General features: G+C 29.3%; 6 protein-coding genes. 3 read left to right on the top strand and 3 right to left on the bottom strand.

What is annotated here, in order from left to right; all coding sequences use genetic code 11:
• Window positions 1-136 precede the first annotated feature (136 nt).
• Window positions 137-322, top strand: coding sequence for a DUF1858 domain-containing protein (locus AB2369_RS10940; RefSeq protein ID WP_367666516.1), 186 nt, complete (start codon window positions 137-139; stop codon window positions 320-322).
• 160 nt (window positions 323-482) lie between these two features.
• On the opposite strand, the gene AB2369_RS10935 is transcribed toward AB2369_RS10940, so the two are convergent.
• Window positions 483-1,325 (bottom strand): polysaccharide deacetylase family protein, encoded by an 843-nt coding sequence (locus tag AB2369_RS10935; protein WP_367666515.1) that lies wholly within the window; start codon window positions 1,323-1,325, stop codon window positions 483-485.
• Between the two features lie 181 nt (window positions 1,326-1,506).
• Between AB2369_RS10935 and AB2369_RS10930 the strand changes: the two genes are divergently transcribed.
• Entirely contained in the window at window positions 1,507-2,235 is a 729-nt protein-coding gene (locus tag AB2369_RS10930; protein WP_367666514.1) for an acyl-[acyl-carrier-protein] thioesterase, read from the top strand.
• Between the two features lie 5 nt (window positions 2,236-2,240).
• On the opposite strand, the gene AB2369_RS10925 is transcribed toward AB2369_RS10930, so the two are convergent.
• Together AB2369_RS10925 and AB2369_RS10920 are read right to left on the bottom strand one after the other, a co-directional pair.
• A complete protein-coding gene (locus AB2369_RS10925; protein WP_367666513.1) occupies window positions 2,241-3,500 on the bottom strand; it encodes an NAD(P)/FAD-dependent oxidoreductase in 1,260 nt (419 codons plus the stop codon).
• A gap of 2 nt (window positions 3,501-3,502) precedes the next feature.
• Complete coding sequence (locus AB2369_RS10920) at window positions 3,503-4,297, bottom strand: nitrilase-related carbon-nitrogen hydrolase (RefSeq protein ID WP_367666512.1); 795 nt, start codon at window positions 4,295-4,297, stop codon at window positions 3,503-3,505.
• 160 nt (window positions 4,298-4,457) lie between these two features.
• Here AB2369_RS10920 and AB2369_RS10915 point away from each other — a divergent pair, with 160 nt between their 5' ends.
• Entirely contained in the window at window positions 4,458-4,826 is a 369-nt protein-coding gene (locus AB2369_RS10915; RefSeq protein WP_367666511.1) for a CoA-binding protein, read from the top strand.
• Window positions 4,827-5,416 lie beyond the last annotated feature (590 nt).

The raw sequence follows: 5,416 nt of genomic DNA, 5'->3' as shown, positions 1-5,416 counted from the left end.
AAAGGAGCCGCCTTCAAAAATGATTTTTAATCATTTTTGAGACAGCCCCTTTTTTTATTCTAAACCATAGACAAAAAGAAGTTATTGAGATATAATTTCATTAGAAAATCATTATCACTTGAATGGAGTGATCTTTATGGAAATTACTAAGGATACCTTAATCGGAGATATATTAAATGAATATCCAGAAGCGATGGATATATTTGAGCAGTTTGGTTTAAGCTGTGCTGCTTGTTCTTCATCCCAAAGGGATACTCTGCAAAACGCATGTGATATGCATGATGTTGACCCAGAGGTATTACTATATGTATTAAACAATTAAGAAAGAGAAAGTCTTTAAGGCTTTCTCTTTTATTTTATATTATAGAGGTAATATCGTGTATCTGGAACTAAGATTTAACCTACAATAAGTTCATATTCTATTAAGAAATTGAGTTTTCATGGGATATACATAGATATAAATTTTATATCTATAAAATCTATTAAGAGTCATCTGATTTATAGGGAGGAATACCTAAAAGTTTATCTAAGGTAACTATATTAAAGTTATTCTCCTTTAAATAGTCTATGATTAATGGGAGAGCCTCTGCAGTAGCTTCAGTATCTAGAGAGGTATGCATAAGAATAATATCTCCAGGTCTTATGTTATCTGTTACATTACTTAATATATTATCTTTATCTCTTTTAGACCAATCAAGTGTATCTATAGACCATAATGCAATTTTTAAGTTTCGTTCCTTATATTCATCTAAATTACTTATAGCTCCGTAGGGAGGACGAATTATATTTGGTGTTTTACCAATTAAATTTTTAATCTTATCATCTGTAGTGTCTACCTCCTTAGCAAAATCTTCTTTTGAAAGCTTGCTTAAGTCTTTATGAGTAGTGGAGTGGTTTAAAACTAAGTTCCCTTCTTCAAAAGTTCTCAAAGCTATCTCAGGGTATTTATCTATATTATCACCTAGAAAAAAGAAGGAGGCATTGACACCTTTATTTTTTAATATATCTAAAACTTTAGGTGTAACTTTATTATCAGGACCATCATCAAAGGTTAGGGCTACGTTTCTAGAATTTTCAGGACCGTTAATAAATATTAAATCCTTATTTTTATTAGCCAAATCCACTATGTATTTTCTCCATATATCCATAGAATCCTTAGAGGCTTCTGATAGATTAGAGGACTCCCCTAATATAGGATAGTAGGAAGATGAATCATTATTGTTAATTTCAGATATTCCTTTTACCTCAGAGGAAAACTTATTATAAGAATCACAGCCACATAGTACTAACAAAGGAATTAATATAAAAGCTATAAATTTTTTCATAATAGATGCTCCTTAATATATATTTACTCATTAGTTTACGTAGTTAGATGAAAAAGTATTCTGCACAAAAGTTATATAAATATTGAGAAATTTTTTAACATTTGTTAATAAACATTTACTTATCTAGGAAGTAGGAGTAAGATGTTATACAATTTAGTTAGGGATAAGTAAGGAGGACAATATGAGTATTTATGAGAAAAAATATGAAGTCTGTTATTATGATGTAGATTTATTTGGCAAGTTAAAATTATCAGCTCTAATGAATTTTTTAGGAGATATTGCCACAGAACATAGTGAAAAATTAGGAATAGGTATAGAGTTCCAAAAGGAAAACAATAAGGCATGGGTTCTTTATAAGTGGGATATTGAGCTAAATTCTAATATCTCTTATGGGGAGGAAATAACAGTAAGGACGGATACCTATTCTTTTAGAAAATTTTATGCTTATAGAACCTTTGAAGTGTTAAATAGTGAAGGGAATATAGTTGCAAAAGCAAAATCAATGTGGCTTATGATAGATATAGAAAGAAGAAGGGCAATAAGAGTTCCAAAGAAAATATGTGACGCTTATAATGTATCTTGTGATTTAGAGCTTCCAATGGGTAATGTAAGAAATTTTAAGGGAAAAGAAGTAGGTAGGTTCTATACAGAATATGATCATATAGATACTAATAATCATGTGAACAATGTTAACTACATAACTTGGGCAATAAATAACACTCCTATGGAAAAATTAGAAGTATTATTACCCGAAAATATAATTGTTATTTATAAAAAAGAAGCTAAGTATAAGGACTTAATAAGAGTTGAAACTGAATTCTTAGAGGAAGATAATGTTGGTCTTTATAGATTTAAAAATCAAGAGGATGAGGAACTTAGTATAATTGAGATAAAATTTAGTAAAAAATAAAGATGCTACTCAGCATCTTTATTTTTGTCATAAATACTTTTTGAAACCTTAAATCCAGAGCTCCAAGCCCATTGAAGATTGAAACCACCGCAATCTCCATCAACATCTAATACCTCTCCACATAGATATAGGTTCTCCATTAGCTTAGATTCTAAAGTTTTATTACAAATCTCTTTTGTGTTTATTCCTCCACAAGTAACCTGAGCATTGTTAAAGGGATTAGTTCCGATTACTCTAAACTCCCATGACTTTAATAGCTTTATTATTGAAGATTTCTCCTTAAAGCTTAGACTATAGCAAGGCTTATGAATATTGTCTACAGTAGCTTCTTTAAGGAGGATAGGAATTAATTTTTTATTAATAAGTCCTATAAAAGCATTAAAAACGCTTCTGTAAGAGAAGGTACCAAAGTGATTATCAATAAAGGCAGTTAGGTCTTCTAGAGACTCATCAGGTATCATATCTATATTTATCTTTACTTCTCTGCTTTTATATAAAGCCTTAGAGGCTATTCTGCTTAATTGAAGTATAGGAGGACCAGATATACCATAGTCAGTAAATAAAATTTCACCATACTCCTTTCTCATAGCCTTTCCATCGACGAGAATTTCAGCATATCCATTAAATTTAACACCAGATAATGCTTTTAAGCTACTATGATCAAGCTTTAACTGTACTAATGCAGGTAAGGGCTCAATTAAACCGTGACCTAGGGATTTAAGTAGGGTATAACCAGATCCATCAGAACCTGTGCTTTGGGCAGTTTTACCACCACAAGCAATAACTAATTTATCACAACTATAGGTATTATCAGAATTAGTTATTGATATTATATACTTACCGTTTTGTTTTTTTATATTACGTACCTTATGATTAAGATACACTGGGATTTCTCTCTCTTCTAGAGCAAATCTTATTATATCTATAACAGAAGAAGCTTGAAGAGACATAGGATACATCTTACCATTTTCTAAGGTCATTATAGGAAGACCAAGACCAGAAAAAAAGCTTAATGTATCCTCTACAGAAAAAGATGATAGGGTATCAATGAAAAAATCCTTCTCATCGCTGTGGTAGTTTATAAAAGGATATTTTATAAATTCATTAGTTATATTGCATCTTCCATTACCTGTTGTAAGAATTTTTTTGCAAATTCTATCTGTTCCCTCTAAAATAGCCACATACATACCAAAATCTTTACAGTTTATAGCAGAGAATACACCGGATGCTCCTCCACCAATTATAATAATATCGTGATGTATCATATTTAACTCCTTTTGTAACCTAAAGTATATAAGTTTTCTTTTCTATCTAGTTTCACTTTAAAATCTTTTCTTAAATTTTCAACCTTTGATTTAACAATATTACATATAACTAACCCTTCATTATTGAAGTTATGGCATAATACATCTCCAAGAGGAGATACTACCATAGAATCACCACAGTAGGTTAAGCCATTAGAAGCTCCTACTCGATTTACTCCTAAAATATAGCATTGATTTTCTATAGCCCTTGCTTTTAAGAGAGTAGTCCAGTGATATGATCTCTCCCTTGGCCAGCTAGCAATAACTATTATACAATGGCTATCCTTAGATAAAATCTGAAATAATTCAGGGAATCTTAAGTCATAGCATATAGTGCTTCCAAATTTTATACCTGATATAAAGGTTGTTATAAATTCTGATCCACCTAAATAATGTTCTGATTCTTCACCAAAAGAAAATGGGTGAATTTTTGAATAGGAGGACATAACCTTACCTTGAGAAGATACTATTACTAGGTTATTTTTAGCTTTACCTTGAAATTTTTCAATATATCCAAAGGCTATATTTATACCAAACTCTTTGGAAATCTTAGAAAACCATAAAACTGTAGGGGATTCGTTTAGAGATCCTTCTCCTAGATTAAGGGTGTCCATAGAAAATCCTGTTAAGGTCATTTCAGGAAAAATTATAAATTCACATTTTTTTAAGGATGCTTCTTTCACAAAGGTTAACACTGTATTTTTATTAAAGTTTTTATCTTCCCATAGTATATCCATTTGACATAGTGCTATTTTCATAAATAAATCACCACCTTATAGGAAAAAATAAATATAGGGTATAACAAATATTAATAAATACATTATACCATTTAAAATACATGGGAAAAATAATATAATATAAGGTAAGAAAAACATTATCAATAAATATAAATTATTAATTTTAAGGAGGTATAATTTTATGAAAGCTAAAGATTTTATGACTTTTAAAAAGTGGGCAGTGGTTGGAGATGTTACTAATGACAGTAAGTATGCATATAAGATTTTAAATAGATTAAAAGCAGCAGGGTATATGGTAGAAGGGGTTAACCCTAAAGGAGTTCAAGGAGCTTTTAACTCTTTAAAGGATGTTCCTTATACTATTGAAGTGTTAGATCTATGTATAAATCCAATTAGAGGATTAGAAATATTGAAAGAATCTAAGGAGTTAAACATACAACATGTATTAATTCAACCAGGAGCAGAGAGTGATGAGATTCATGATTATTGCAGAGAAAATAATATAAAGGCAGTAGATGGATGTGCCTTAGTTGAGCTTTCAAATTTATAGAAGATCATAGAATTTTAAATATAAGAATCAATTTATTAATAAATTTTATTTTTTAATTTATGATTTTTTAGATGAAATTATAAGCTTAGATTAAAATTTGAAGCCCTATATATAGATGTACAATATAGAATTTAATCCTTAAACATGATATGAGTCATAGTAGCTTAAAGTTTAATTTAAGGGATGATTTAGTACATCTATATATTTAGAAGTAGCATGGATTTTTTCCATGGAAAGATTTTAAACTAAGAGTTAAATTAAAAAGAAAGTCTTTTGATATAATTATCATAAACCTAAATACTATTAATATTTAGATCTTTTATAAAACCATACTAGTGGGTAATAATACTTAATACTATTGAATATTATTGTATAAAATTAAGTGATTTAGTTGTACTTAATATTAAGTGCAACATTAAATATTAAATATTTACAAAAAATAATAAAAAAGTTTTTAAAAATATATTGACATGAAAACTTGTTTAATGTATTATAATACATGTCGAGAAGCTCAAAAAGCTTTTGAAGAATTATATAAGGCCCATTGGTCAAGCGGTTAAGACACCACCCTTTCACGGTGGTAACAGGGG

The sequence above is a fragment of the Clostridium sp. genome (genome assembly GCF_040797585.1).
GTDB lineage: Bacteria > Bacillota > Clostridia > Clostridiales > Clostridiaceae > Clostridium_Z.
This window is presented reverse-complemented; position numbering and strand designations above follow the sequence as displayed.